This window comes from Chryseobacterium sp. YR221 (genome assembly GCF_900176315.1).
Lineage (GTDB): Bacteria > Bacteroidota > Bacteroidia > Flavobacteriales > Weeksellaceae > Chryseobacterium > Chryseobacterium rhizosphaerae.
The window spans coordinates 345,351-370,008 of record NZ_FWXM01000005.1 but is presented as its reverse complement, the minus strand read 5'-3'; the positions used below and the strand labels follow the sequence as shown (position 1 = coordinate 370,008).

Sequence of the window (24,658 nt, the reverse complement as noted above, 5' to 3'; positions counted from 1 at the left end):
TAATCTAATTAAGTATAAAATTTTTGTTGGGAACATTGTCAAAAACTATTTTAAGATTTCTGACAAATTTTTGAAGCTCGGAAATGAATGTTTCATTTTCCGTGGTTTCTCCATAAGCGAAAAAGTTGGTATCATTGATTCCAAAACCTAATTTGCTTAACGTGAACATAATAAAGTAAAGGAAGTCAACCTCTGAATTGACATCCAGGTTGTTGTACAGAATTACTTTTTTTTGATCGATAGCAAAAAACTCACATTGATTATGGTAAAGATTGATGTGAATTTCTTTGTTATTTTTATTGTTGATAGCACTTAAAAACTTCTCTCCGGAAAAATTAAAATGCACCGGAACAGCCAGTTCTTTTATTTTTTTGTAATAATGTTTTGGAAAGGTATAGTAAAACTGGATATTAAATTTTTTGTTAATCGAAAGCATCAGCTCTTCTTTGTTCCTGTCTGCCGGAGCATTGAAGGCAATCAGGTCAAATCCTGCATCATGTTCTGAAAATCCTTCCGGCATCAGAGTGAAATGATTCAGTGCAGAAATGATCTGAATCTCATCAAAACGCTGTTTGATAAGAATATCGTCAAGCTTTTCTTCAATAAGATTGGCTGGTGTTTCTTCTGTAACGAAATAAGATTTTTCCTCCAGAATGCTTTTATTCTTCACAATCTGGTAGATCAATCCGTCTTTGGTAAAAAGTAAATTAAGTACGTTCATATTTCAATTGCTGCAAATTTAGTGAAATTCTACCATTACCGCACCCGATTGGTGGTGAAGTATTTCCTTATTATAAAAATCAATATTCACCTGGCTTTCCAAAACATCCCGTACCATCCTCTGTAAAGTACCATCACCAATACCATGAACAATTTCAAGTCTTTTCAAATTGTTTTTTCTGCAGAAGGCCAACACTTCTGTCAATTTCTCCTTTTGAATAAACAGTCTTTCAAAACTGTCATAATCGCTGGGATTCTTTACTAAATTATGAAAATGAAGGTCCAGAACCAAATGATTTTTCTGATGTTTCTTAGAAATGATTTTTTTAGGTTCTGCTTTTCTTATGATTCTTATATTTTCATAAAGATCAGCATCTTTGGGAACCAGTTTTTCTTTTGGATATTGATGAGTAAAGCCGTATTCATCTTTAAAAACCACAATATTTCCTTTCACGGAAGTTACCACTCCGCTTAAATCTTCATCTACCACAGAAACTTTATCGCCAATCTTCATAATTTTTTAAGACTTGTCTGGATCACTAATTTGTACAAAGGTAAAAAGTAAAATGTATTGAAGGCAAGCTCCTTTATTCTCAAGCCCTCATACTTCACACTCTCGGTCCCAATTCAATAATCTCAAGGTCTTTTATTTCTTCTCCATCAACGACAAACCGCATCATGGTTCTCATCTTATGCCATCCCTGTTTTCCACAAGCTCCGGGATTGAGGTGTAAAAGGTTGTTCTTTTCATCATACATGGCCTTTAAAATATGGGAATGTCCTGAGATAAACAGTTTTGGAGCCTTGTGGGTTATTTCATTCCTGGTTAATGGAGTGTATTTTCCGGGATATCCTCCAATATGGATCATCAAAACTTCCAGTTTTTCACAAAGAAAACGGTTTACTTCAGGAAATTCAGAACGGATCTGAGCGTTGTCTATATTTCCGTAAACCCCTTTTAGCGGTTTTATTTTTTCCAGCTGTTCTATAACATCCATGCTTCCAAAGTCACCACAATGCCAGACTTCATCTGCCTGGGATGCATATTCTAAGATTCGGTCATCAATATAAGAATGGGAGTCGGAAAGGAGAAGAATTTTTGTCATTCAGAAAGGGGATGTATTTTATTTCTGCAAAATTAATAAAGAATTATGCGCAAAAAAAACTTCTTTGCAACTATAAGATGTCTATTTTTTTAATGCGTCAAGTTTTGGCGCTGATGTATCCTATATTTATGAAACAAAATTAAAAAATATGATTTATACAGAAGATTTTTTTACAGCTGGAAGTACTTATCAAAATGATGATTTAGTACAGTTAGTTGATAGCTACACCCACGAAAATGTAAATTTTAAAAAGATTACCCATTGGATTAATAATTATTTAATGGACGATTCTAAAGTGGATGGGATTATTTATCGAAAAAGAAATGGTGAATATTATGTGGATACCAGTATTCTGTCAGGTTCAGAAATATCGGCGAAAAGATTTGGTGTAAAAGCTGATTATATTACTGATGATTCCGATGCTTTACAGAAAGCTGTAAATTTTGGGGTTAGAGTAGGGTGGAATATTACGTTGCCGGCGGGCAAAATAAAAGTTTCAAAAACAATAGCTATTGATTTTACAACTAATAATAATGATGGAAACAGCAATGGTAAGGATCGGAAATTTGAATTAATAGGACGAGGAATAAATTTGACTCAGATTTATGATGAAGGCGATGATGGACATGTTGTTTTTGATGTAAAAGGCAGTTCTCCTGATCGTGTTAATGGATTTAATGCCAAGCATTTTTCAATAAAAAGGGCTGATACAACTAATGCAACAGGTGGGACTGCTATAAAAATTGAAAAATTAATTTTATTAAATATTGAGGAAATACACATTTTTAGATTTACAAGAGGGTTTACATTAATTGACTGTTGTGTATCTTATTTTAAAAATTTAAAAATAGATTATTGTAAAGAAGCATTTAAAGCCGATATTGGTAATGACCCTATTCCGGCCAACAATGTCACAAACCCTAATCTATTGAATTTTGTGAACTGTGTGTTTAATTCTAATGAAACCTTAGGAGTTCACTTAGAAGGCGCGCATAATGTAAAATTTGACACTTGTGATTTTGAAGGTAATTTTGGAGATGTTCTAGTCTGCTCATATATCGGTAAAAATGGCAAAAATTCTTTAAACTTAATTAATTGCTATTTTGAGGGTACTGTAAATGGAGTTGACCTGTTTTACGTTCCTTATACCGGAGGTACAATAAATTTGATAGGCAACAGTTTTAGCAGAGTGTATCAAGGAGCTACACATAATATTGTCATAGATTTCAGACATTATAATCAAGAGGTACAATATACCAATCACGAGCATTATTTAAATATGATGGGAAATGCTTTCAGGGATGATTTTCAATTTACAGAATGGGACACATACCCACCCATATCATTATGGGGAAATAATGAACATCTTCATATTAAGGATTTTAATTATTATGATCATGGAAATAATCTGACTCAAAATTAGATTTTTACAAAAAAGGAAACTTATCAACTGATAAGTTTCCTTTTTTTGTTAGATAAGTAAATGTAAGTGGCATACCCCAAATTTCTTATCTTCACAGAAAATTTGTAATAATGAAGCATAATTTCTCTTTGTTCTTTATTCTTTTTTCTTTGATTTCCTTTGCCCAGGTTGAAGAAAAAAAACTGGATGAATTAATCCAGAATACATTAAAGACCTTCGATGTTCCGGGAATGTCAGTAGGTATTGTAAAAGATGGAAAAGTAACCTATTCAAAAGGTTTCGGACTACGTTCTCTTACCACAAAACAACCCATGGATGATCATACTCTGGTGGGTATAGCTTCCAACTCCAAAGGGTTTACCTGCGTAGCATTGGCTATTTTGGCAGATGAAGGAAAGCTGAACTGGGATGATAAAGTTTCTCAATATATCCCTGAATTCCAAATGTACGATCCATACGTTTCTCAAAATATAACCATAAAGGATCTGATTACTCACAGAGCCGGGCTAGGGCTGGGACAGGGAGATCTGATGTTCTTTCCGGAAGGAGGTAACCTGACGGTTAACGATATTGTTCACAATGTAAGGTATCTGAAGCCTGAAAACGCTTTCAGAACGAAATTAGATTACAATAATATCATGTTCATTGTAGCTGGAGAAGTTATCCACAGAATTTCCGGATTAAGCTGGGCCGAATTTATTGAGCAGAGAATTATGAAGCCGGTAGGGATGACATCGAGTTTTGGAAGCTACAACAGAGCAAAAGCTAGCTCCAATAAAATTGATGCACATGCCCCTGTAGATGGGAAAGCAATTGCTGTTCCCCACGATTGGAATGAAACCGGTAATGCGGCAGGAGGAATCATGAGTAATATCAAAGATATGACCACGTGGGCAGAATGTCTATTGAATAATTTTACAACGAAAGACGGTAAAAAATTAGTATCTGATAAGAATGTTCAGCAGCTTTGGAGTTTACAGATTCCAGATAGAGTGGCCGCAAAAAATCCATATGATACCAGTTTTTACGGATATGGGTTAGGATGGTTTTTAAGTGATGTTAAAGGTCATAAGCAGGTTCAGCATACCGGTGGACTTATAGGTACGGTGACACAATTTACCCTGATTCCTGATTTGAAACTTGGAATTGTGGTATTAACCAACCAGCAATCCGGAGCTGCTTTCAATACAATTACCAATACGGTGAAAGATTCCTATCTGGGAGTAGCAGACAGAAACTGGCTGAAAACATATGGTGAGAGAATGTCTAAAATAAATGCAGAATATGATAAGCAAAAGAAAGAAGCTTATGTAAAATCTGAGATTTTTAAAAAAAATAAAGGACTTCAGCCAAAAGCAGAACAGTTTACCGGAACTTATCATGACATCTGGTTTGGAGATGTAGAGATTGCCCAACAAGGAAATACCTACAGAATATCGTGTAAAAATTCTCCAAGATTGAAAGGTGAGCTGATTCCCTATTCCAACAATTCTTTCATTGTAAAATGGGATGACAGAAGCTATGATGCAGATGCTTTTATTGTTTTCAGTTATGATGAGAATGGAAAAGCACAATCCGCGAAACTGAAAGCCATTTCCGATGTTACAGATTTCAGTTTTGATTTTGATGATCTTGATCTGAAAAGGAAATAAACAGTCTTTTCAATTTAAAATAAAAAACCCATATTTATTCATATCTTTATTGTAAATAAATATGGGTTTACTCTTTTGTAAATGAAGGTGTTAAATGTTTTTAGGGTAAATGGATATTATAGCTGATATGACCATGAAAAATAGAACTTTTATTCTCCTGTTTTTTACATTTCTTTTAGTTTCCTTCGGTTGGATAAATACTGTATCAGCACAAGACAAGACTCCTGTTCTAAAAGCGACCCATGATAATGCTGTGATTTATGATGGTGAAAATGTAAAGCTAAACTGGAAACTGGATCCAAAAGTACGTCCGGATATTTATTATGTAAATCTACCATATAAAAAAAGTAAGGTAAAGTTGGTTACTGACCAGGAGGCAATAAGTTTCAAGACCCAATATGGAAAAAGTCATGATCTGATTGTTTTACTCAACGGTAAAGACAGTTGCTTTGTTCGTATTCTGGCTAAAGAAGATCCTTCCTTTATTGTATTGACACAAAATAAAAATAAGCCTTATCCTTTGGAAATTCCGTTTACAATGACCGGGTCCCGGATTTACTTTAAAGGGCTTTTGAATCAGAAAGAAGAAGTGAATATACAATTTGATCTTGGGGCGGGTACTTCCTGTGTCAACAAGCAGTCCTCCGAAAAATTAAAACTGTTGTTTTCAGGAAAGTCAATGGTCAGCAATACACAGGGGGTCAATGAAGCACGTACAAGTTCTGAAAATAGAATACAGATAGGTGATGCCGTCTGGAATACTGTCCCTTTAACAGAAGTAGGTAATATGAAATCCGATGAAGATCTTATTGTGGGAAACAGTTTTTTTAGGGATAAAATTATAGAGATCAATTATGACAGAAAGGTCTTTTTAGTTTATAATGAGCTGCCGAAAAAGGCAAAGGATTTTACAAAGCAGGCTGTATTTTATGAACAGCACCGTCCAAAATTTAAAGCTGAAATAACCCAGAATAATAGAAAATATTCTTTCTGGTTTCTTTTCGATACCGGACGTGAGGGGACCATGCTTATTGGAGATGATTTTACAAGAGAGGGGGAAAACTGGGAAAATCTGAAAGAGCTGCAGATGCTGAATGAAAGAAAACTTATCCGATTGGATGCTTTTATAGGAGGGAGAGCGTTTAAGGATATTGTCACCAATGCAGCGGACCCTTTAAAACCAACTGGAAGACCCACTTTATTTGGAAATCAGATTCTCAGTCAGTTTAATGTGATATTGGATAATAAAGAAGGAATGCTTTATTTACAACCCAATGGGCGAAGTAATGAACCTTATTCAGATTATAACAGATACCTGAAAGAAATAGGTCATAAATAATAAGAAATGTAGATTTATTGGAGTACATTTATGTCCTGCTCAGCTCTTGAAAGCTCTGAATTAAGGTGCTGTTTTGCAAAAAAGTTTTTTAAGGCAAGCAAGCGTTTTTTATGATCGTAATGAATGCTTGAATTCAGTTTTTGCTGACAAAGTGAACAGGCTCTGGCAAGGTGATAATCTGTTTCAGGGAGTGAATTGCTTCCATTCATTACACAGTTGGCATTCAGGCAATGGCTGATGCCAAACATATGTCCAATCTCGTGTGAACCCACTTTTATTAATCTTAAAAGGCTCTCATTGAAATTGGAGTCTGTTACCTGACCACCTGAAAATCTGTAGATAGATGTTACTCCCACACCATCTTCATAAGAAGCCTGCCCGAAAACGTAATTCCAGTCCATTTTTGGGAAAAGATCTTTCTCTGTAATCCCCATGAGTACTACAGCATCTTTAGGTTTTCTTTTGATCAGAATACTGTCCAGGATATAGCCGGCCAGAATCTGCTCTTGGCCTTCTTTTGAGATTCTTTTGACTTTTTCAGGAAAAATAGTATTTGGTAAGGCTGGTAATATTTTTGTTTCCAGCTGGAAATATATTCTGAGATAATCTTTTGTGAGTTCGATTTCCTTTTTCTGAAGTTCACTAAATTCTCCAATAGGTTGAAGATAAATAGTGTTTTTTCCCGGTTCCGGTTTTATATTTTTTGATTTTTGAAAATCTTCGAATTGCTGGAATTTTTCCTGATGATTATATCTCCAGCTTCCTGATTGGGGCTCAGAAAGTTTTATATCATTGGCAGCAATAGCTTCAAAATACGTTTTCTTCTTTTTTTGGCAAGAAAAAAAGAAGGTAAATAATACTGAATAAAGAATTATTGAAAAGAAGCTATATTTTCCCCGGTTCATAAAAGAAAAGAAGTTTCTTTTTGGCTCCGTCAAATTCAGACCATGAAGTACAGTCTACTTCAAACCCTGCGACACCACAGGTCGGAAAATGAAAAATGTCTTCAGAAATAGAATTGGCGAAATTTGAAATTCCGTTATTGTGGGAGAAAAAGGCAACTGAGGAAAGGCTGTCATCCAGATCATAAATTACAGACTCAAAATTTCTTTCTGAAGGATTATAGAGTTTTTCATCAGTAGAAAAATTAAGCTGATACGTTTGGTTAAAAATTTTGCAGGTATTCAACGCACGGACTGCCGGGCTTGAAATAAAATGATCAATAGAGATCTGATGATTTTTCAGGAACCTGGACATGTTCATAGCGTCTTCTAAACCTTTGTCTGCTAAAGGTCTGTCAAAATCCTCCGTTTCTTCCGGCCAGTCGCTTTTTGCATGTCGTACGAGGATGAGTTTCTTCATATATTTGTTTTTTTGGAGGATTAAAATTATAAAAAAAATAATGGAATAAAACATGATTTATATAAAAAAACTGCGTTATGAATAAAATCATTAAATTTTACTAAATTTGCAAAATTATGGGACAAATCCTTGCGATAGACTATGGAAAGGCGCGTTGTGGCATTGCTGCAACAGATGATATGCAGATTATAGCCAGTGGACTGGATACTGTAGAGACCCGTTTTCTCATGGAATTTTTGAAAAAATATTTCAGCGAAAATAAGGTGGATGAAGTAGTAGTTGGGCTTCCCATAGATTTGAAAGGGAATATTTCAGAAGTGGAAACGGATATTTTAAAATTCATTGAAGAATTTAAGAAAGAATTTTCGGATATTGCAGTCCATCGTTTTGATGAAAGATTTACTTCCAAAATGGCCTCATTTTTTATTTCCCAAAGTGGGAAAAGCAAAAAAAAGAGACAGGAAAAAGGATTAATAGATAAAGTAAGTGCAACAATCATATTGCAGAATTTTTTAGAACAAAGATTAAGATGATTTTACCGATAAGAGCTTTTGGGGATCCTGTTTTGAGAAAAGTAGGAAAAGATATAGATAAAGATTATCCCGAATTACAGGAATTACTGGATAATATGTTCGAAACGATGTACAGTGCAAATGGCATTGGTCTTGCTGCACCTCAAATCGGATTGGATATCCGTCTGTTTATAATAGATGTGACGCCCCTTGCGGATGATGAGGATTATGAAGATATTAAAGATGAGTTGGCAGAGTTCAAGAAAGTGTTCATCAACGCCAGAATTCTTGAAGAATCAGGGGAAGAATGGAAATTTAATGAGGGTTGTCTGTCTATTCCGGATGTAAGAGAAGATGTGAAAAGAAAAGGAACCATCGTCATTGAATATTATGACGAAAATTTTGTAAAACATACAGAAACTTTTTCCGATATTAGAGCCCGCGTAATTCAACATGAATACGATCATATTGAAGGGGTTTTATTTACCGATCATCTGAGTGCACTGAAGAAGAAGCTCGTAAAGGGAAAACTGACAAAGATCTCTCAAGGTGAGGTAAGCATTGGTTACAAAATGAGATTTCCAAAATAATTTAAACAAGGATTAAAACGAATAATAAAAGGCAAAAAGCTGAAAGCTGATTGCAGAATTTACAAAAAATAAAATTATGCTGTTAGAAAAAATAATTTCAATTTCTGGAAAACCAGGACTTTTCAAATTAGTTTCTCAATTAAGAAACGGATTCATTATTGAAGATGTTACAAACAAGAAAAAAGTAAGCATTGGTAACTCTAGCCAGGTAAGCTTATTGGATAATATTGCAATGTTTACATTTGATAAAGAAGTTCCTTTGTTCGAGGTTTTTGAAAATGTTGCTAAAAACAATGATTATAAAGAAACTATTTCTCACAAATCTTCTGATGCTGAATTGAAGGAATTTATGTTGTCTTCTCTTCCTAATTATGATACAGAAAGAGTATACGCATCTGACATCAAGAAATTGGCTCAGTGGTACAATATTCTTCACAAAGCAGGGTATATCACTCCTGAAAGCTTTGTAAAAGCAGAGCCTGAAACTTTGGAAGGTGAGCCTGCAGAAGAAGTGAGCATTGAAAAGGAAACTAAAAAAGCTGCTCCTAAAGCAGAAAAGCCTGCTGCTCCAAAAGTGAAAGCTACTTCAGCTGCAAAATCAGCTCCGAAAAGTACACACACTAAAAAAGGATAATCCAATCACCGGATTTTACAATACAACCTTGTTGAGAATTTTCTTGACAAGGTTTTTTCTTTTGTGGAGGAGAATCAAGATGCCAGATTTCAGATATTATATGTTGAGATACAACTTTAAGCCAGGAGAGAATTCTGCTTAGCAAGTGAATAGTTGCTATCTCTAAAAATTAACAAGCATAGCAGATTGACCACTCACAATTCCTTTGCTTCATACTTTCAATTCTTAACTTTCAACTCCAAGGCTTGCACTAAAGTAAAAATAACCCTTACATTTGTATAAGTTTGAATTTCCCATTACTTATGAATACAAAACAGGAAAAGCTGGAAGCTTTCGGAAGACTACTGGATATTATGGATGATCTGCGTGAAAAGTGCCCGTGGGATCAAAAGCAGACCTTACAGTCGCTTCGTCATCTGACTCTTGAAGAGACCTACGAACTTTCAGATGCAATACTTCAGGAAGATTTGCAGGAAATAAAGAAAGAATTGGGAGATGTATTGCTTCATCTTGTTTTCTATTCTAAAATAGGATCTGAGAAGGGGAGTTTTGATGTCGCAGATGTGATCAATTCTCTTAATGAAAAATTGATTTTCCGTCATCCTCATATTTACGGTGATACTGAAGTAAAAGATGAAGAAGAGGTAAAACAGAACTGGGAGAAATTAAAATTAAAGGAGGGTAATACATCTATCCTTGGAGGAGTTCCGAAAAGTCTTCCAAGTATGGTAAAAGCCTACAGAATCCAGGATAAGGTAAAAGGGATTGGTTTTGAATTTCATGATGCGGAAGATGCGTGGGCAAAGGTAGATGAAGAAATTCAGGAGTTTCATGAGGAAACGGATCCTGATAAAAAAGAACAGGAGCTGGGAGATGTGTTTTTCTCATTGATCAACTATGCAAGGATTTCAGGCATTAATCCTGATTCTGCATTGGAAAGAACAAATCTGAAATTTATTTCAAGATTTCAAAAAATGGAAGTACTGGCTAATGAGCAGGATTTAAAACTTGCCGATATGTCCCTTGAAGAAATGGATGTTCTTTGGGAAAAAGCAAAGCTTCTTTCATAAGTCGTATTTGGAACAATTAATGCTTCTTATTTTTATTACATTTAAAAAAAATACAACATGTTGAGATTTCTTATTTTACCTATTTCGCTTTTACTGAGCTGCAATCCTAAGGCGCAGAATCAATCCACTAATGATGATAAATTGAAAGTACAATATACCTTACCTAAAAAGTTAAAGGAAGTTTCCGGGATTACATTGTCTCAGGATAAAAAAACTGCCTGGGTCATAGAAGACAGCGGAAATAAAAATGCTGTATATGGACTTAATGATAAAGGAGAGTTGATGGCCCGTATTCCGGTTGAAAATGCTGAAAATACAGATTGGGAAGATATTATCTCAGATACACAGGGAAATATTTATATCGGAGATTTCGGTAACAATGATAATAACAGACAGGATCTTGCTATTTTGAAAACTGATCTGAAAGATATCACTCAGACTACCACCAAAGTGATTCAGACTACAAAATTTCATTATGAGGGACAGACGGAATTTCCTCCCAAAAAATCAAACCTATTATATGACTGCGAGGCTTTTGTAGAAATGGATGGTAATTTCTATCTTTTTACTAAAAATAGAAGCAAGGGTTTTGATGGAACCTTCCTTGTTTTTAAAGTTCCTAATAAAGAAGGGGATTTTGAAGCGAAATTAATCGGAAGATTAAAACTTGATGGAGGTTATAATGATGCTGCTATTACTTCTGCAACAATTAACAGTACCAAAGATAAAATTGTACTGCTTACTCATAAAAATATTCATGTTCTTACCGGGTTTGCAGCAGAGGATTTCAGTCCTGCCAAAGTTCAGAAAATACCATTAGATCACAATTCGCAAAAAGAAGCCATTGTTTTCCTTAATGACAAAACACTAATAATTGCTGATGAAAGGGCTAAAACCGAAGGAGGAAATGTATACCAGCTTGCTTTTTAAATGCATCAATATTTTATAAATAGAAAACCACAGAAAATATCTGTGGTTTTTTTGTTGATCTATTTAAGGTTTCTTTTTTAGAATTCTTGTAGGTTTTTGAATTTCATTATACAAAGCTTCCAATTCTTTAGGCGGATGACCTGAGTCAAAAGTTGCAGAGGTATATATTGTACCGCCCGAAGTAATAATAATGGTAGTAGCCAAAGCGCTATCAGAATATCTTCCTGTTGTAGGGGATTGGAGTTTGGATATAGCAGATAAATCAAGTGCTTCTGCCTGCTTGGAAATGCTTTCCCATTCAGAAAGAGAGATAGAAGAATTGGTTGGGTCTGCATTATTGGAGGTGTAGACTTTAGAGGTAGCTGTGAAAGTCACACTATCATTAACTCCTCTTGTTTGTTCGATTAATTGTACTTTTTCAATTTTCTCTTGTTTTGCATTTATGGTTAAATTTTTTCCGTTGTTTTCGCTTTTATTCTGATTAATACAACTTATAATTGAAAATATGAATATAAAATTAATTAATATAAAATGCTTTTTCATTGAATTGTTTTTATGTAATTGGTGTTTTTTGTTGTGTGTTTTTGTTTAGCTTATGCCTTTGTTTATGTATATCCTAAATTATAAAAAGAATATGAGAAAAGCTGCTATTTCAATTTTTTTATGCTATAAAAATTTCTGAAAGTATTAAATTCATCAAGAAATAATACAAACATATTTATAAATAAAAAAACTCAGGGCAACCTGAGTTTTTTTTATTTTCGTTATTTATTCATTTAAAATTTCATTCCAATACCTGCTGAAATCCTTCCGCCATCTGAACCGTAAAAATAGTTTAATCTTGCAGAGATCATTTCGGCAAGACTTAGCCAAACGCCTGCCCCTGCAGATTGGTGCCATTTTCTTGAATATTCACCATCATTCCATACACGTCCGATATCGTATCCTACCAAAATTCCCAGATTAGCAGGGATAATATTATTTCTGATTCTTCCAAAATCCCATCGGATTTCTGAATTATTGATAAAGTATGATCTACCGGAGAATCTTTCATTTCTGAATGCTCTCATTCCATTGTTTCCACCAATAGTTGCAGCCTGATAAAACTCAAAACTATCATTATTAATCCACATGGCATGACTGGAATTGGCAAAAACAAAATTTCCTTTTTTATCAATTCTATGGTCAATGGCCAGCTTACCTTTCAGGGTGAGGAAATTCCGGTTAAAATTTGATAAGATTGCTTTCCAGTCGGCATTAAGCATGAATTCCATTCCAAGGGTAGGGAAGGCTATATTATCTGAATTTTTATAGCTGAATGTATAATTGGCCCCTACAAACTGCTGGCTACTGAAGACTTCAGGTCTTACATCGGGAGATTGGTTGATGAATCTTCCTTCCTTTACCTGTACTTTATTGTCTTCAAAGGTAAGCTGAATCTGATGATTAAGATTCATCCAGCTTTTCTTGGAGATTGAAGGAGCTACATTGAATTTGGAAATTCTGGCTCTATTGTATTCTCTTTCTGTATTTTCTTTGTCATATGGGCTTTCATTGGATAAGCCAAAGAAGTTCTGAGAAAACCTTGGTGTGGTATAGGCAGCATCTATATTGAAATCCCATCCTGAAATTGCCTGTTTGAAAATCCCTTTATAGGTAAGACTAAACCCAGCCGTAGCAGTATAGAAGTTGGCTTTTAAACTGTGTTTTTGGGTGTAGGGATCGCGAATAAAGTTATTCACGGTATAGTTAGCTAAAACCCCAACAATTACCCCGTCATCAGGGTTATAGTCAAAGTTAGGATACCCGGCAAATGAATTGTATTTCGGGTGTTTATAATTGTAGCTGTTGAGGTCATAATCATCAGAAATATTCTTGGTGGCATTGCCGGCATTGTAAGTATTCTTCTGTGATTTAAAATCATAGATTTTCACTTTTCTTCCGTCTGCCACATTATAAACATCGTGATTATATCCACCAATCAATCTGATATTCATCTTAGGATTCCCGGTTCCTGTTACTTCATAAATGTCGTCATCTTCCAGCCCATAAATCCAGAGTTCTTTTGTTTTTGAATCATCATACGTTTTTTCAAAAACCAATTCATTTTTATCTTTGTTTTTACCTAATTTATACTGTTGTACAAGTACAGACTTCCCATTCTTTGTAATGACGAATTTATCAGGATTTATGGTTCCTGCCAACGGAACTTTTTTCTGAAGTACATCATAATAGTCAAAGGCGTAATTCTGTAATTTGGTTTTTCTTATTTTCAGTTTTTTCTGAATATCAGCAATGGTTTCGTCCTGTACTTCTTTGGGAAGATTTTTGAACGCTTCATCAATATCGGAATCGGTAAGATGTTCCTGGATGTATTTTGCCTGTGCTACCCATTCTTCCTGTGTAGATCCTTTTAGAAATACCAAATCCATTGGATAAGGCTCCATACTTAGCCATTTTACACTACTGATGTCATCTGTGAATGTTTTCATGTGGCGGATGGCCGGAACATTCATAATAAGTTTGAATGCAGCTCCATCATATTTACTGAAAGCCTGATCCCTGTCTTTAGGGATTGGCTTATAAATCACTTTATCACCTTTCTCATATTCAGCCCATTTCCATTGGTCAGAATGGCGGTCCCAATCCCCAATCAGCATATCAAAGATCCGGGCCCTCATATAGGATTCTTTATCAACAGAATATTTATAGTTTTTGATAAGGTTTTTCAGTACATCATCAGTTGATACAATATCTTTTGCGTTATCCAGTGAGGCTAAGGTTTTGGGATCTGAAGAAAAACGTTCCTCAATCATGTACATTTCATCTCCATAGTTTTGGTTGTATCTTCCTAAAGCCTGTTGCTTAGGAATATAATACAATTTTGGATTGCTGTGGAAAATCCCCAGTTTATCCGCCATATTTCCGACTGAAAAAGGAGTGAAAGGGTGATTGGTGGTATAAAAGTCTAATAAGAACTTTTCAGGAAAAGTATCGGCAAGTTCCTCACCAAATGTACTTTTGGTAAAAGCCATATTGTTGAGAAAACGGATAGCGCTTTTTTTCACACCCCGCATTACAAATTCCTGTCCGTCTGGAGATTGTAATCTTAAACTGTTTGATTGGTTTCCTCCTCCTTCTCTGAAGGGGATAAAACCACCATTAAGTTCCGAAAGATTGGCTGTAGGAGCTTCAACAGGGATTCCATAATATCTTCTGTAGTGATCTCCCCAAAGCCACCTGTAAAATTTTCTTTTTTGGGTAAGCTGGAGTGGATAGATAGTGGAAGATATTGTTGACGGAAAAGAATTTGGAAAGTTATTCACAAACACATCAGGTTTTGAAATGACCGAGATCTGAGTCAGCTTCTGAAGCTGTGTATCTTTTGTTGAAAAGAATTCAACATCGGTACTTTGGTCATTTCTGATATTTAAAACGGCAAAACCATTTCCACCATAAGAGAAATCTGTTTTTTCAACAATGGTGGACGGATCAATTTTGGAACCCGCACCACTGATGATCTGTCTTAGATTTCCATCTTCATGATATTGAAGATTATGATCATGTCCGGAAACAAAGATGATATTTTCTTTATCCTGAACAATACTTTTCAACCGGTTGGCAAGATCTGCATAATGCTGGTTATTGATATCCTGAAGGCTTGCTCCCGATGAACTTCTCAATATATTAATGGCGCTGGCCACAATGGGAACAGGGATTTTACTTTTAAGAGGGTAAAGATGAGATTTTGCAGAGCTGAATCCTGCATGAGTTCCACTGCTGATAATGGGATGGTGCAGGGCCACAATAATTCTTTTGCCCTGATTTTTGATGACCAGGTCTTTAAACTCTGTGAAGAAATCTTCACGGGTTTTTATATTGCAGTTTTTATTGATTCCCGGGTAGTTATCCCAGTTGGCAATAACCCATTCCGTATCAATAGCAATTAATTTAATATCCTTGGATACGTTGATATCATCAATAGGGCAGCCACTTTTAGGTAAAAAGGGTTTTTTATCATTGAAATAACTCTTTACAAAAGCTTCCTGGGCTTTTAATCCATCCATACCGCTGTACCAGTCGTGGTTTCCCGGAATCACCAATGTTTTTCCTTTGAAGTTTTTGGTGATAGAAAGCTGATTTTCGAGTTTTTGTTTGGCAAGATTATAGTCTTTATCAGTTTCTTTAGGCATTCCATTAGGGTAGATATTATCACCCAAAAAGATCAGCATAGAGTTGCTGTTTGCCGAATCCAGCTTGCCTTTCAGTAAGTTCAATGTTTTCTGTGCCTGAACTTCATCTGCGTTTCCGGCGTCACCAATCAGGAAAAGCTTAAAATCGTTTTCAGATTTTATATCAGAATCTTTTACTTCAAATAAGTTTTTGCCTTTTTGTACGTTATAGGTTGCACAGGAGTAAAGGGCTCCTGCGGATAATACTGTCCTTAGAACAATAGAAGTATTTTTTAGATGAGTTTTAAAGGATAAATTCATAAATTTACAATAACAAAAATTCAGGAATGAGCATTCTACACAAAGCTAAAAATTATGTTGAAATCTTATTCAAAGATAAGTTATCTTCGGTATATTTTTATCATAATTTTATTCATACTGCCTACACCGTAAACAAGGCAGAAGAAATCATGAAAAACACTCCTGTTTCAGAAGCGGATCAGGAGAAGGTACTTGTGGCACTTTGGTTCCATGATACCGGCTACATAGAATGTGCGATGAATCATGAAGAGAGGGGGGTAGAGATTATGAAGGATTTTTTACATCAGGAAAATTACCCTGAAGACTATATCGGAGATGTTGAAAAGCTGATCCTGGCAACAAAAATTACTTATGAACCTCAGAATCTACTTGAAAAAATAGTGAAGGATGCTGATTTCAGTCATTTTGCCGGTCATGATTACAATGATATTTCTGATGCCTTGAGAAAGGAATGGGAACTTACCAATGTAAAATGTTTTTCTAATGACGAATGGAACGCCGGAAATCTGGATATGCTGAAAAACAGACATACTTTTTATACAGATTATGCGAAAGAAAACTGGGAACCTTTAAAAAATAAGAATATCAAAAAGATTGAAAAAAAGCTGGAGAAAGAAGCTGAGAAGAAAGAAGATAAAAAAGATAATTCTGAAGGGAAAAAAGAAAAGGAAAAATCTGACAGAAGTGTAGATACGTTATTCAGGGTAACCCTTAATAATCATACGAGATTGAGTGATATTGCCGACAGTAAAGCAAATATTCTACTGTCTGTAAATGCCGTGATTATTTCCGTATGTCTTTCCGTATTGGTTCCGAAACTGGACGCTCCTAAAAATTCACACCTGATTCTTCCGAGTTTTATATTGCTGTTGTCCAGTGTACTTACTATCGTCTTTGCGATATTATCTACTAAACCCAATGTTACTAAAACGACGTTTACTCCTCAGGATATTGCTAACAGAAAAGTAAACCTGCTGTTTTTTGGTAACTTCCATCAAATGTTGTTTGATGATTATCACAATGCTATGAAAGACCTGATCAAAGACAGAGATTACATTTATGATTCTATGGTTAAGGATCTCTATTATCTCGGTAAAGTGCTTGACAGGAAATACAAGCTGTTGTCTATAACGTATAAAGTCTTTATGGCGGGGATTATTATTTCTGTTCTGTCTTTTGGCGTTGCATTTTTTAGCATTTAACCCAAAAAATATATTATAATGGTCAGCCGGCGTTGAGTTGGCTGACTGTTTTATTTACAGAGAAGAGGTTTTCTACTTAATAAAGCTTTTATTGAAAACAGGAAGTATGAAAAAAGAAATATTGGCATTGATATTATTGTCTTTCCTTACCAGTTGTGTCACAAGGAGGAAATCAGTAACATATCATATTTCAATTTTAGAAAATATAAGAACATTTCAACCAACAAAAGAAGAATCTCGGATAATTGATTCATTAAAATTGGAAGCTATAATGTCTTTAGAGAAATGTGTTAAAATTCATGGTGCTGCTTGTATTGATGACGTGGAATTAATGGGTCTGCATGAAGCTAATTTTAAAGGTGGAAATGCTAAATTTCGGGAGAGAATATTTCAAAACTTTAAAATTCCGGAAAATGCAAAAAAAGGAGAGAATAGGTTTCGTGTAACAATTGGTAAACAGGATACTATTGAAAATGTAGATATTCTAAGTTATACTGATGACGATACTAAAAAAGAGATTGAAAGGATTTTCAAATTAATAGAACTCAATGCTTGGGTGTCAGCAAAAGTACACAGGTTTCCAATAAAAGAGGAATTCGAAATGAGCATTTTTATTGATGATAAAAAGTAAACATATCCTGAATAGTTTACTGTTATTTTTTATTTTAATGAAACTCTCAGTGCCAGCAACCCTGTGATCCCCTGAAGATCTTCAACTTTTAGAAATTCTACATTAGGTTGTAAAATTTCTTTGTTCTGAAGTTTTGAGATGTATTCCAGGTACTCCTTCTGGTTTTCCATCCCGAAATAAACAATCGTGATTTTTCCGGGAGCGGTAATTCTTTCCGAAGAGTCTTTCACATGGGCTTTATCGAGACGTTTTTTTATGATTTCATAATAAGAATTGTAAGCACCATCTACATCAAAGCGTTTTTCATCCATTCTGAATCGGATGTCTATTTTTTCATTGTATACAAAGATCAGTGAAGCTATATCCAACTGAATCGGAAGGTCCTGTTTAAAGGACTGAAACTCGATTTCCATTTTGCAGATGGTTTTTAGCTGCGAATATCTTAGCTTGTGAACTACTTTTGAAGTGTAATGAAGCTCCGGAGCTATGGTAGTACCAATGTACAGGTTGTGTTCCACCCCATCAGACTTGAATCTTTCATAATAATGTGGAAAGATCTGTTGAGCTTTTACCTGGCTTTCATCCAGCATATCTGCCAGCTTCCTGTTGACAAGGGTGATAGAGTCGTCCAGTTTTTTTCTGTGATTATAAAACAAGTCAGTTTGAACCCGTACCTGCAGGAAGTAATCTTTAATTTTAGCTTTCAATTCTCTGGATGATCTTACTTCCAGCTTCCCCTGTAAGAACGGATGGATTTCTTCTCTCAATAATCTTTGAAAACGCTGCTCGGTGTCAGCTTTGATCTCATTATTCAGTTCATTTTCAAAAACATCTAATGCCAGCATAAACTTTTCAGAATCAGAATTGGTTAACGTTAAAATATCGATTAACCATTCAATCTGCTGGTTGAGGTCCTGAAGCATAAGATTGAAGCGTTTCTCTGAAGAAGAACGGATGTCTGACACTCCAAATAAAGGGGTTAGATTTTTAAATGATATTTCCTTTAAAGTATATATTTTTTTTCCAAGCGATGCTGTAAAATATTTCTCAGCTTCATTTCTGAATTTCCATACCACACTGTCATGAATAGAGGTATATTCACGTTGGATAATTGCTTCTATCTGGTAGTTTTTCTCAAAGTAAAATCTGCTTAAAGAGAAAAGGATCATATCGGAGAAAAACTCCATTTTTTTAAGTTTTAAGCCATTAAAACTTCCAGCCAGAGGAGACGTGAATTCCATGATCGCAAGGAGTTCATTATCTTTCATGATGGGAATGACCATAAAACTGTTGACATTATTGTCTTTTAATATACTGAAAGAAGGAAGCTGTCTGACATTTTCATCCAGATTATTGACATTGGAAACGACAATGGGTTTTGAGTTGTGGTTTAAGTTATTGAACGTGTTTTTACGTGTTTCTTCATCAAATGTATTGATCCAGAAATCAAGAATATGATTGGTTAGAAGACTTTCGTATATCGGGAGTTTATCAAGTTTCTGTTCTTTCTTATTGAAGGTCATCAATCCGAAATTAAGATCTGATACTTCAAAATAGGATTTGAAAATTTCAGTTAGGTTTTCATCCGGATTTAAATCTTCAGGATCAATCTCTATCATACTTGATTTCAGATCTGAAAGGGCGACTTCGGAAGTGCAGTCTACCAGTGAAATAATTGTAAACCCCTTTAATATCCAGGATTGTGAAGGGAAATACTTTTTCCACAATTTAAAGTCATCAAGGTTTTCCAACAGCATATCCAAAATATCATCCGATGGTATTTTTGCCTCTTCTGTGGGATAAATTTCAGTAAAGTCTGAATTTACCGTTATTTTATAATGTTTCATGATTCCCTGTTTATTCGGGATATCATAATAAAAAGGGATTGTACTTTTGATATCTTTCTTAAAGTAGCTCTGAAGAATCAGGCAGCAGCAGAAAACATAAAATTCATTGTCACTAATATTTCTGAGCTCTATTTCAAAATCTTTCCCGGCGTCCTTAAGGATGTTTTTAAACCTTTCGGTATAATTAAAAGTAATATTAGAAAGGGGAATGCTTGCCGCTTTGATCTCATTATGGGTAAGGCCGGTAGGGAAGAGGTCAGCAAGCAGAAGCCTGATAAGGTCTTCATGTTTTTCCAACAGGGTGGTATCCTGAAAGCCATCTTTAAGCTCAGTGAAATTTTTTGTCCTGTCGATAAGGGATTCAGCATAATTGACCCGGTACTCTAGACGGTCGTTATAACGGATATGCTCCAATACATCCAAATATTTTTTGAACGATATATAAACCTGAAAGGGAGAGTCTTTTTTGTAAAGATTAGCCAAGTGCTGAAATTTAAAGTAAAGTTATGAAAAAAGTTGTCTTCAATAGGTCTGAGACAACTTTTATTATTTTAAAAATACATTAATTGTTTGGTGTTCAGAGTTTCTGATTTTTATGATAAGTATTAGAATTTAATATTATATCCCAGTATAAACTGTGTTCCGAAGATGTTGAAATGTTGAGCATCATGGCTGGATTACTGATATCTACCATTAGATGTTACCGTATTATAAACTTCATCATACGTTTTATCTGACAGTTTTTCAATTTCATATTTTTCACTGATTCCGACTATTGATTCCATTAAGTCACCTTCCATAGTGATTGTACCGGATTTTTTAGATAGGGTAAGAGATTTCCCATCGGAAATATCTTTTAGTCTGAGTTCATCTTTTGATTCGCTGAATATTTCTAATTTTTTTTGAACATTCTCCACATAAGAATCGATAGAAAGTGTTGCACTTTTCTCATAGATGTGTAGATGAATCTGTCCCCAGGCTCTGGGATCTGCAGTTTCATCTTTTAATCTTAAAAATGAACCTGAATATTTCCCATTCCAGATAGATCCTGTTTCCTGTACAGAAGCTTGACCTGGATTTTCTTCCGTTTTTGTTTTCTGTATTTGCTGCCCTGTGACAATCTTCTCACGCCTTGGACTGGAATTGGGTTCCGGAGTGTTTTTATTACCATGGGTTTCCTTGCAGGAAATAATCTGAAGAGCACTAACGAGCAATAAAATTTGAGATACTTTCATCATATCATTACGAACATTTTTTATGAAAGTTTAATTTATTTATTACATTTCACTAACGTTGTAGTATTTCCTTGGCTAAAAGGATTGTTAATAAATAATTCTTCTTTTTCAAAACCTAACCAATGTATTGATATTTTATTTTCATCAATACCCTCAATCACTGCAATCACATCTCCTTTTGTAAGTGAAGTGATTTTTTTTACATCTACTCCTTCTCCAATAATATTTGTTCCTATATATTTTATTAATTTGTAATCTGGGGAAACTTCGACCATCATCTTTGAAACAAGTTTTGTATTATTAAACATGTTTAATTCTCCCTCGTTCTTATTATAAAATAAAATATTACTTACATGATCATCAGTATTGCACTTAGTTTTCCATATTCCTAAAACATTAATTTTATTTTTATTATATGACTGTGCGTTCCCTTCCAATGAGAAGAGAAAAATAAATAACAATATAAAGGTGATATTGTTTGCTTGCATTTTTTATATCAAAATTACTTTGTCTGTAATTTTTAATTTTGAGGAGAACATCTTTTTAGAATGATTTCTTTGGTTTTGCTTTCCTGCTGGAAATTAGTTTCTTTACATTCTCTCTGCTTTGTTGTTTTGTTGTAAAATCCGTACCAGTAGAAAAACATAGTATTTTCATCAATTATCTTCAGATATGCTATAGGTTCATTATTTACATATTCTTTCCAGTTGAGCCCTCTTCCAATGTTTCCGATATCTTCCGGAACTTCTTTTAGTGTATAGGCAATACCTTTTTCAAAATCATATCTCTTGAGTTCTTTCATATCGATATAAATTTGATTGTACAAAACCGTCAGTGATGCCTCATTGCCATCGATAGATAAGCTTCCGGCTCCTTTTTTACAGTCTACCTGCCAGTTTCCATTAACAGAGTATTTTACATTCGGGTCTGAGGTTTCCTTTTGTGCTATAGTGAATGAAAGAAGAGCGTTTTTAGAATTGTTGGAGATTTCCTCTTCTGCATTTGTAATTTTTTTCTCAAATAGGTATTTCCATTTCCCATTTTCTTTTTGGTAATACTTTTGTGAATATGGAAAACCGATGTTATACTCATTATCATTTTCAATATTGATGAAATTTTTTGGAATAAATGTTCCAATGATTTGAAAGCCTTTTTCTGACTTTATCTTTTCTCTGAGAATTTTATCAATTTTCTTCTGATCAGCATCAGAAAAATAATTCAATGAATTTTCTTCGTCACGCAAAGGTTTAATATCATGATTTTTTTCAAAATTTTGATAATCAATAATCTCTTCTTTTGACCTTGGAATATAATACACTGTAAATTTTCCTAATTCTTTGATAAGTGTGGAAGAAAAACTCAGTTTTTTCTCAGAATCAAAATACAGATTGCTTGTTTTATTAAAGTTGTCTGTTAGCGAAGGTTTTATTTTATCTTCTTTAGCAGGTATTAACGTTACTGATTTTTCCTGTCCGTTACAGCTAACTATACATAAAAACAGTAATAAATGCAGAAATAAAAAATTTATTTTCATGTCGGATTTCCTTTTGTAGTTTCGTCAAATTTGGTCTTCATAAATTGTTCGGGATCAATACGAGTCGTGCCAAAGCTGGAACTTGTAGCTGCTTCTATGTGTATATGTCTATAAATAGGATTTATACCATGAATAAGCTTACCATTTTCATAAACAGAAGCTGCATTTCCTGTACTTCCGGATTGACCAATTGCATCTCCATGTTTTACTTTTTGGTTCTTAACGACAGATACTTCATCTAAGTGACAATATTTTATATAAACATCATCTCCGTTTTTATCTTTAGATTTAATAATAACATAATTACCCAAACTGTTCTCTCTATATTCATTTGCAGTAAATGTTTTCACCAGATCATATACTGTACCACACAATATTGAGCTTACAGTTGTACCGGAAGATGCTAAAATGTCTGTACCTGTGTGATAATATCCATTTGGATGCGTATTATTATAACGTTTAGTACGATGCCATCTATTTTTATTAACATTATCACTTTGGTTGTTCAATCTAGGATTGGATACTACATCGGAATATTCAAAACATTGAGATCTATCTTCTGGACAAACACCTGATGATTCATTGCTGTTATTACAACATTTAATGTCAAAATCTTTTAAGAAGCCTTCTTTAAGGTGTAGATTACTATTACCTTTCAACTCTTCTTCAAGAAACTGATTATAATGCTCTATACATGCGTTTAACGGTGTTGCAGGCTGTCTTTTACCGTTGTAATAATAATGACTTTCTGTTTCATTTTCTGGTAAACTTGCCCAAATATAGCAGGCATCTTGTTGTATAGCTTCTCTAATTTTATTGGCTATTATCTTATTAAGAAGATTTTCCCTTTGCTTTTGCATCAGGGCAATACATATTTTATCCTGGGATTCCGTTGTGTAATCAGGAATTTTATATTTTTTCAAAAGATCTCTCTCTTCAAAGTATTTGCCTGTTTTTTTCTTCTTTACGACTTCAAACCCAGCCAGTTCCCACCATGTATATCTCATTACCTGGTAAGCACCCGCAGCAGAGGAACCTTCTTTGTCATTCTTACCTTTATATATTAACTGAGGATGGGTACTTAAATCTGTTATAGTATGACCTGCAAAAGCTGTGGTATAACCTCTCTGAAAATCATGAGAGATGTAAATTACCTTTTTCTCTTTTTTATCATAAGATTTAATCATTTCACCCGTACCTTCTCCTACACGAAGCATTCTAATAAATGCCCGTACTCTGGCTTCACAATCACATTTTTTCCCAATCTGGAAATATGCTCCCTCTTTATTCAGGAACTTCTTATCATGTTGTTTCTCACCCTGTGCTTTTGCGTGTAGATACAGGAATTCCGGCACCTTTTTCAGTAATTTAAAGGTGATAGTATCTCCGGCTTTGTAATCCTTTATGGTTAAAACTTTTCCTATTTCTTCTATACTGGAGGTTTTGCCCTCTTCTATTTTAGGGTTTTTGGCATTGCCTTTCTGGGCATTTGTGAGGATAATTTTTGCTGTGGAAGCCTTTTGTGTTTCATTAGTTATGTTGGTAGCACTTCCAAATGTATAGGTATAGGTTCCATCTTCTTTTCCTTTGCTGATCTTATCTTTCCACTGCTTCAGCTCTTCTTCGGATTTCGGACGGAGGTGAATAGGAATTTTTACGAGATTGTCTTTTACGGTTCCTGAGAATTCTGTTTTTTCCGTTCCCGGAACTTCTCCTCCGGCAGGTGTTTTCTGTTCCATTTGTTCTTCAGTAATTTCCAGAACAGGGAGAACAGCATCTGCTGAACCTTTGATAATTCCGTCTTTTTCTTTAATGGATATGGTGACCTGTTTTCCGTCCAGAAGCATAGTTCTGGCAACCAGGTAGAGTTTATCATCCAATGGAGCACTATCAACCTTTTTAAAATCGACCCCCAGCTTGAAAGTTTTAAAAGTTACAGTCTTTTGATTGGTTGTATCTTTTCCATAAGCTTCGGCGGTTAATGCAGCAGCAATCACTTCAAGAGTAGTATATTTCTTTGAGGATTTCAGGTTCTCTTTAATTTTATTAAGAATGGTCTGGGCCACTTTATTTTTTTCTTCGGCAGTAGCTGTTTTGTTGCTACTTTTGCTTCCTCCGAAAGTATAGGTATGAGTTCCGTCCTCTTCTCCTGTTTTCCTGGTATATTCTTTTTTTGCAAAATAGGCATCCAGAAGGTCTTCAACCCTTACCTGATTGATGACGGTAGGAGAGACTCCTCCTGATGGTGGTGGTGTTACCGGTTGGGTGTTATTGATTTGCCCACGAGCTGTTTGTGGCTCAGGATGCTGTTGAGGTGACGGAGCAGGTTGTTGTTGTTGTTGTTGTTGTTGTTGTTGTTGTTGTTGTTGTTGTTGTTG

General features: G+C 34.7%; 22 protein-coding genes. 10 read left to right on the top strand and 12 right to left on the bottom strand.

Annotated elements, in window-relative coordinates; genetic code table 11:
• Nucleotides 1-4: 4 nt before the first annotated feature.
• The 3 genes from B8967_RS16795 to B8967_RS16785 form a co-directional block, all read right to left on the bottom strand.
• The gene (locus B8967_RS16795; RefSeq protein ID WP_084086822.1) at nucleotides 5-721 is read right to left on the bottom strand and encodes a DUF3822 family protein; all 717 of its coding nucleotides are present in this window, start codon (nucleotides 719-721) and stop codon (nucleotides 5-7) included.
• 18 nt (nucleotides 722-739) lie between these two features.
• Complete coding sequence (locus B8967_RS16790; RefSeq protein ID WP_047493187.1) at nucleotides 740-1,234, bottom strand: Smr/MutS family protein; 495 nt, start codon at nucleotides 1,232-1,234, stop codon at nucleotides 740-742.
• A 94-nt stretch (nucleotides 1,235-1,328) separates the two neighbouring features.
• Nucleotides 1,329-1,826: a metallophosphoesterase family protein gene (locus B8967_RS16785; RefSeq protein WP_047493190.1), complete on the bottom strand. Its 498-nt coding sequence runs from the start codon at nucleotides 1,824-1,826 to the stop codon at nucleotides 1,329-1,331.
• 148 nt (nucleotides 1,827-1,974) lie between these two features.
• Between B8967_RS16785 and B8967_RS16780 the strand changes: the two genes are divergently transcribed.
• From B8967_RS16780 to B8967_RS16770, 3 genes are all read left to right on the top strand, one after another.
• On the top strand, nucleotides 1,975-3,249 hold the full coding sequence (locus tag B8967_RS16780) for a hypothetical protein (RefSeq protein ID WP_084086821.1): 1,275 nt from the start codon (nucleotides 1,975-1,977) through the stop codon (nucleotides 3,247-3,249).
• 110 nt (nucleotides 3,250-3,359) lie between these two features.
• Complete coding sequence (locus tag B8967_RS16775; protein ID WP_084086820.1) at nucleotides 3,360-4,901, top strand: serine hydrolase; 1,542 nt, start codon at nucleotides 3,360-3,362, stop codon at nucleotides 4,899-4,901.
• 109 nt (nucleotides 4,902-5,010) lie between these two features.
• Nucleotides 5,011-6,240 carry a retropepsin-like aspartic protease gene (locus B8967_RS16770; RefSeq protein ID WP_084086819.1) on the top strand — a complete coding sequence of 410 codons (1,230 nt, stop codon included), beginning with the start codon at nucleotides 5,011-5,013 and terminating at the stop codon, nucleotides 6,238-6,240.
• Between the two features lie 14 nt (nucleotides 6,241-6,254).
• Here B8967_RS16770 and B8967_RS16765 read toward each other — a convergent pair whose 3' ends face one another.
• Together B8967_RS16765 and B8967_RS16760 are read right to left on the bottom strand one after the other, a co-directional pair.
• Entirely contained in the window at nucleotides 6,255-7,145 is an 891-nt protein-coding gene (locus B8967_RS16765) for an archaemetzincin (protein ID WP_084086818.1), read from the bottom strand.
• Nucleotides 7,126-7,602 (bottom strand): SixA phosphatase family protein, encoded by a 477-nt coding sequence (locus B8967_RS16760; RefSeq protein ID WP_084086863.1) that lies wholly within the window; start codon nucleotides 7,600-7,602, stop codon nucleotides 7,126-7,128. Before B8967_RS16760 ends, B8967_RS16765 begins: the two co-directional genes overlap by 20 nt.
• 116 nt (nucleotides 7,603-7,718) lie before the next feature.
• Between B8967_RS16760 and ruvX the strand changes: the two genes are divergently transcribed.
• The 5 genes from ruvX to B8967_RS16735 all read left to right on the top strand — a co-directional run bounded on the left by ruvX (nucleotide 7,719) and on the right by B8967_RS16735 (nucleotide 11,338).
• Entirely contained in the window at nucleotides 7,719-8,135 is a 417-nt protein-coding gene (gene ruvX / locus B8967_RS16755) for a Holliday junction resolvase RuvX (RefSeq protein ID WP_047493204.1), read from the top strand.
• The gene (def, locus tag B8967_RS16750; protein WP_047493205.1) at nucleotides 8,132-8,704 is read left to right on the top strand and encodes a peptide deformylase; all 573 of its coding nucleotides are present in this window, start codon (nucleotides 8,132-8,134) and stop codon (nucleotides 8,702-8,704) included. The genes ruvX and def overlap by 4 nt, the downstream gene beginning before the upstream one ends.
• A 76-nt stretch (nucleotides 8,705-8,780) precedes the next feature.
• On the top strand, nucleotides 8,781-9,338 hold the full coding sequence (locus B8967_RS16745; protein WP_084086817.1) for a DUF5606 family protein: 558 nt from the start codon (nucleotides 8,781-8,783) through the stop codon (nucleotides 9,336-9,338).
• Nucleotides 9,339-9,640: 302 nt separating this feature from the next.
• Nucleotides 9,641-10,408 (top strand): nucleoside triphosphate pyrophosphohydrolase, encoded by a 768-nt coding sequence (gene mazG, locus B8967_RS16740; protein ID WP_084086816.1) that lies wholly within the window; start codon nucleotides 9,641-9,643, stop codon nucleotides 10,406-10,408.
• A gap of 57 nt (nucleotides 10,409-10,465) precedes the next feature.
• Nucleotides 10,466-11,338, top strand: a complete 873-nt coding sequence (locus B8967_RS16735) for a hypothetical protein (RefSeq protein ID WP_084086815.1) — start codon at nucleotides 10,466-10,468, stop codon at nucleotides 11,336-11,338.
• 63 nt (nucleotides 11,339-11,401) lie between these two features.
• On the opposite strand, the gene B8967_RS16730 is transcribed toward B8967_RS16735, so the two are convergent.
• Together B8967_RS16730 and B8967_RS16725 are read right to left on the bottom strand one after the other, a co-directional pair.
• Nucleotides 11,402-11,881, bottom strand: coding sequence for a hypothetical protein (locus B8967_RS16730; protein ID WP_084086814.1), 480 nt, complete (start codon nucleotides 11,879-11,881; stop codon nucleotides 11,402-11,404).
• 233 nt (nucleotides 11,882-12,114) lie between these two features.
• Nucleotides 12,115-15,831 carry a metallophosphoesterase gene (locus tag B8967_RS16725; protein ID WP_084086813.1) on the bottom strand — a complete coding sequence of 1,239 codons (3,717 nt, stop codon included), beginning with the start codon at nucleotides 15,829-15,831 and terminating at the stop codon, nucleotides 12,115-12,117.
• Nucleotides 15,832-15,857: 26 nt separating this feature from the next.
• On the opposite strand from B8967_RS16725, the gene B8967_RS16720 reads away from it, so the two are divergent.
• Together B8967_RS16720 and B8967_RS16715 are read left to right on the top strand one after the other, a co-directional pair.
• Nucleotides 15,858-17,033: a Pycsar system effector family protein gene (locus B8967_RS16720; protein WP_047494313.1), complete on the top strand. Its 1,176-nt coding sequence runs from the start codon at nucleotides 15,858-15,860 to the stop codon at nucleotides 17,031-17,033.
• Between the two features lie 106 nt (nucleotides 17,034-17,139).
• Nucleotides 17,140-17,664, top strand: coding sequence for a hypothetical protein (locus B8967_RS16715; RefSeq protein WP_084086812.1), 525 nt, complete (start codon nucleotides 17,140-17,142; stop codon nucleotides 17,662-17,664).
• Between the two features lie 29 nt (nucleotides 17,665-17,693).
• Here B8967_RS16715 and B8967_RS16710 read toward each other — a convergent pair whose 3' ends face one another.
• The 5 genes from B8967_RS16710 to B8967_RS16690 all read right to left on the bottom strand — a co-directional run.
• Nucleotides 17,694-19,994 carry a GAF domain-containing protein gene (locus tag B8967_RS16710; RefSeq protein ID WP_047494319.1) on the bottom strand — a complete coding sequence of 767 codons (2,301 nt, stop codon included), beginning with the start codon at nucleotides 19,992-19,994 and terminating at the stop codon, nucleotides 17,694-17,696.
• Nucleotides 19,995-20,188: 194 nt separating this feature from the next.
• The gene (locus tag B8967_RS16705) at nucleotides 20,189-20,749 is read right to left on the bottom strand and encodes a hypothetical protein (protein WP_143330538.1); all 561 of its coding nucleotides are present in this window, start codon (nucleotides 20,747-20,749) and stop codon (nucleotides 20,189-20,191) included.
• Nucleotides 20,750-20,781: 32 nt separating this feature from the next.
• Nucleotides 20,782-21,234, bottom strand: coding sequence for a hypothetical protein (locus tag B8967_RS16700; RefSeq protein ID WP_084086810.1), 453 nt, complete (start codon nucleotides 21,232-21,234; stop codon nucleotides 20,782-20,784).
• A gap of 32 nt (nucleotides 21,235-21,266) precedes the next feature.
• Entirely contained in the window at nucleotides 21,267-22,280 is a 1,014-nt protein-coding gene (locus tag B8967_RS16695) for a hypothetical protein (RefSeq protein ID WP_047494328.1), read from the bottom strand.
• Nucleotides 22,277-24,658: peptidoglycan DD-metalloendopeptidase family protein (locus B8967_RS16690; protein ID WP_194294609.1), on the bottom strand; the 2,382-nt coding region annotated here is incomplete at its 5' end. The genes B8967_RS16695 and B8967_RS16690, both read right to left, overlap by 4 nt.